Source organism: Mycobacterium sp. (assembly GCF_035603715.1).
GTDB lineage: Bacteria > Actinomycetota > Actinomycetes > Mycobacteriales > Mycobacteriaceae > Mycobacterium.
This window is the reverse complement of sequence record NZ_DATNJW010000346.1, coordinates 1-3,559: the sequence shown is the minus strand read 5'-3', so window position 1 is coordinate 3,559 and position 3,559 is coordinate 1. Positions and strand designations below refer to the sequence as shown.

The window sequence follows — 3,559 nt, the reverse complement described above, 5'->3', positions numbered from 1 at the left end:
GAATACCTCACCGAGGGAGGCGTTTTCACGTCCGACCTGATCGAGACGTGGATCAACTTCAAGCGCGACAACGAGATCCTGCCGGTTCAGATCCGGCCGCACCCGTACGAGTTCGCGCTGTACTACGACGTGTGATCCGCTTAGCCCTTTGAACTGCGGCTTAGCTAGATAGCGCTACCTTCGGAGCGCAACCGGACCGCAGTGTGTGGTGCGCGGCGGTCGGCGATAACCTTGCCGACCGCTGTGCGGGTTACTTTATACGCGTGCGTCCATCGTCGTTGTTGTTGCGGGCCAACTGATTTCAGCTGGTGCTATAAGCCCAATAGTCATACGTGCCGGGCACTGGGCACAGGTCGTTGTAGGCGGAAAGCACAAATTGACCCGCTTGCGCGTCGGTCAGGTGATAGTCGCGCACGAGGCCCGCGGCCACCTGAGTACCCGCGGCGTGCTGATTCCACAATTGCCAGCACGCGTTGTAGCCGTCGCCCAGCATCGCCGGATCCGTCCCGGTGATGCCCGCCGACCGTACGGCGGCCAAAAAGTCCTGGGGTGTGCCAGGTTGCGATGGCTGGTTGGCGCCGGCTGTCGTGACCGGGTCGGCTCCGGCCGACGCGGCCAGGCCTATGGATATGACGGCTCCAGCGACACCGACGAGGAGTTTTCCGATCACAAGAGGTCCCCTGTTCACTTTTCGTTCACCTTAACAATACCCATGATTCATATCATGGACATCTGAACTTAAGGCTGCCTGTGTGCTCGATGGGGTCTTCCTGTTCGTTACGCGTGCGGGTTCGCAAACGGCGAAATGCCTCTTCACCAGCACATCCACCGCGCAAACAGGGGATTTCAGTCACGGCACCGTTGACGGGGCCCGGGCATTCGTATCGGCTGCTCCGGGCGTGTCGCCGCCAGAAGAGGCGCACAACATGCGCTGCCGGTTATGACTCGACGGGTTTAGCGGCGAGAAAAGTTAACGCGCGAAGGACAACCCTGAGATGTGCCCAAATGCCAGCACGTGAATGCCTCGGAGGGGCGGTGCGCATCTCCGAGGCATGGCGAAACGATCGAGGAAGCTAGAGGAACGTCGCGCTCTGCTGCGACGTATAAGTCTCGCTCCATGAGCCGCGGGCGCTCAGCCCGAGCGTCCGCGCCTCATGTGTTTTATCTCGTTGCGGTTCGTCCGCAACGGATTCGAATGGGGCTCAGCAGTGGGGAGCCCAGCACCGCTGGTTGGGGCAATAAACCGCACGCGCGATGTTCACCATGGCTCCGACGTCGTGCACATGGATGTTGTCCGGGTCCAGATTGGCGTGAACGTTATTGGCAATCTGTTGCGGCGTCCAACCCCACCCGAGGTCGTCACAGACGAGCAAAGCCGTCCCGATGAGCGCCTGCTCGTGCCCCGGCGGCCACGTCAGGCCGGCGCCGCGCAGTTGATTGAGGTAGTCGTCAGCGACGGGATCGGCCTTCGCTTTCGCGGGGCTGCTGACCAGCGCAGCGGCGGCGATCAGCGGGAGGGTGAATCCGGCAAGCCAGCGAGTTAGGGCCATGTGATGCGCTTCCTTCATGATCGGCAGTGATGGTGACGTAAGTGTGCGGTAAACACATGACAAATTAGCGAAACTTGGGCAAATGATTCGGGTGACATACCGATCTTTTATCTAGTTCGTACTACCACGTATTTGATATTGTCTGACCGGTGACGTCCAGCAACCACCATCTCGACCATCTGCGAGATGCGTTGGCGCAGATGTCTTTTACGTTGATGGCGGTGCTCACAGAAGTCGCGGCCGAGCATGACCTGTCACTCACTCAACTGCGGGTGCTGGGCATCTTGCGGGACCGCGAGCCGACGATGGCCGATCTGGCGACCTTCACCGGACTGGAGCGCTCCACCATGAGCGGGCTGATCGACCGCGCCGCACAGCGCGGCCTGGTTACCAAGACCGCCGATCCGCACGACGGCCGATCAGTACGAGTGACACTCACCGAGTCGGCTCGCAGACTGGTGCCGGTGATCACTGCGGCCGTCGGTGACCGAATCACGCCATTGACTGACCAGTTGAGCGCGGCCGAGCAGAAGCGGCTCACCGCGCTGTTGACCAAAGCGCTGGGTCACTGACGCACGCGCTTGACCCGGCATCGCCAGCGATGCTAAGCAGGTGCTCAGCATTCGGCGTGAATGGCATGGAAGGGATCAGATGGCGCTGCAGGAACTCTTGGACGACCTTCGCAAGCGACCCGGCTCAGGTGATGTCATTTCAGTCATCGATCCCGCGACCGAGGAAACGATCACGGAATTCACCGATTGCGGCGCAGCAGGGGTCGAGGAGGCCGTCGCACGGGCGAAGGCGTCCTTCGAGTCCGGTGTATGGTCCCAGCTGCCGGGCCGCGAGCGGGCCAAGATCATGTGGCGGATCGCGGACCTGATCGACGCGCACGCTGACGAGTTCGCCCAACTGGATTCGCTGAACACCGGCATGCCGCTGATGCAGGCGACGTTGCAGATGTCCACGTGCTCGGAGTTCTTCCGCTACTACGCCGGTTGGTGTTCGAAGATCAACGGCGTCGCCTACGACGTGAAGACCGATGGCATCGCGAGCGACTCCTATGTCGATATGCACGCCTACACACTGAAAGAGCCCTACGGCGTGGTCGGGCTGATCTTCCCGTGGAACGGACCGATCTTCAACGCCAGCGCCAAGCTCGCACCGGCGTTGGCCGCCGGCTGCAGTGTGCTCGTCAAACCCGCTGAGGAGACACCGCTTTCAGCTCTTCTGCTCGACGGGCTGATCCACGAAGCCGGTGTGCCCGAGGGTGTCGCCAACCTGCTGACCGGCTACGGTCACACCGCGGGTGCGGCGATCACCGCGCATCCCGACGTCCAGAAGGTCGCCTTCACCGGCTCGACGGAAGTCGGCAAGGAGATCGTGCGGGCGTCCGCCGACAACCTGAAGAAGGTCACGCTCGAACTCGGCGGCAAGTCGCCTGTGCTGATCTTCGACGACGCCGACATGAGCAAGGCCCTCCTGATGGCATCGCTGGGCATCTTCGTGCACTCTGGCCAGGGCTGCGTCTGCGGATCGCGGATCTTCGCCCAGCGTGGCGTGTACGACCAAGTGGTGGAAGGCATCTCGATGATGGCCAACACCTTCAAGCTCGGCGCTCCCAGCGAGGAGGGTTGCGTCAGCGGCCCGCTCATCAGCCAGAAGCAGCTGACCCGGGTGATGGGCTTCATCGACGAAGGCAAAAGGGACGGCGTCGAAGTGGTCACCGGCGGCTACCGGCTGGACCGTAAGGGCTACTTCGTCCACCCGACGGTGCTCACCAACGTCGATACCAGCATGCGGCTGTATCAGCAGGAGATCTTCGGGCCCGTTGTCACGATCCTGCCGTTCGACGACGAGGACGAAGCCGTGGCCTTGGCGAACGACACCACCTACGGCCTGGCCGCCACCGCTTGGACGCAGGATGTCGGCCGGGCCCACCGGATGCTCAAGCGCCTGCACGCCGGCAGCGTCCAAGTGAACTGCCAGTTGGTCTTTGACCACGACGTGCC

At 62.1% G+C, this 3,559-nt stretch carries 5 protein-coding genes; 3 read left to right on the top strand and 2 right to left on the bottom strand.

Annotated elements, in window-relative coordinates; genetic code table 11:
- The coding region (locus VN856_RS14450) for a hypothetical protein (protein ID WP_325690152.1) at positions 1–135 on the top strand (135 nt) is incomplete at its 5' end.
- Positions 136–301: 166 nt separating this feature from the next.
- Here VN856_RS14450 and VN856_RS14445 read toward each other — a convergent pair.
- Together VN856_RS14445 and VN856_RS14440 are read right to left on the bottom strand one after the other, a co-directional pair.
- Positions 302–688 carry a DUF732 domain-containing protein gene (locus VN856_RS14445; protein ID WP_325690150.1) on the bottom strand — a complete coding sequence of 129 codons (387 nt, stop codon included), beginning with the start codon at positions 686–688 and terminating at the stop codon, positions 302–304.
- A gap of 514 nt (positions 689–1,202) precedes the next feature.
- On the bottom strand, positions 1,203–1,550 hold the full coding sequence (locus VN856_RS14440) for a DUF732 domain-containing protein (protein ID WP_325690148.1): 348 nt from the start codon (positions 1,548–1,550) through the stop codon (positions 1,203–1,205).
- 149 nt (positions 1,551–1,699) lie between these two features.
- On the opposite strand from VN856_RS14440, the gene VN856_RS14435 reads away from it, so the two are divergent.
- Positions 1,700–2,122 (top strand): MarR family transcriptional regulator, encoded by a 423-nt coding sequence (locus VN856_RS14435; protein WP_325690146.1) that lies wholly within the window; start codon positions 1,700–1,702, stop codon positions 2,120–2,122.
- 79 nt (positions 2,123–2,201) lie between these two features.
- The coding region (locus VN856_RS14430) for an aldehyde dehydrogenase family protein (RefSeq protein WP_325690144.1) at positions 2,202–3,559 on the top strand (1,358 nt) is incomplete at its 3' end.

Coding starts and splice junctions, on each gene's coding strand:
- VN856_RS14440 (WP_325690148.1), bottom strand. CDS start 1,550: ATGGCCCTAACTCGCTGGCTTGCCGGATTCACCCTCCCGCTGATCGCC.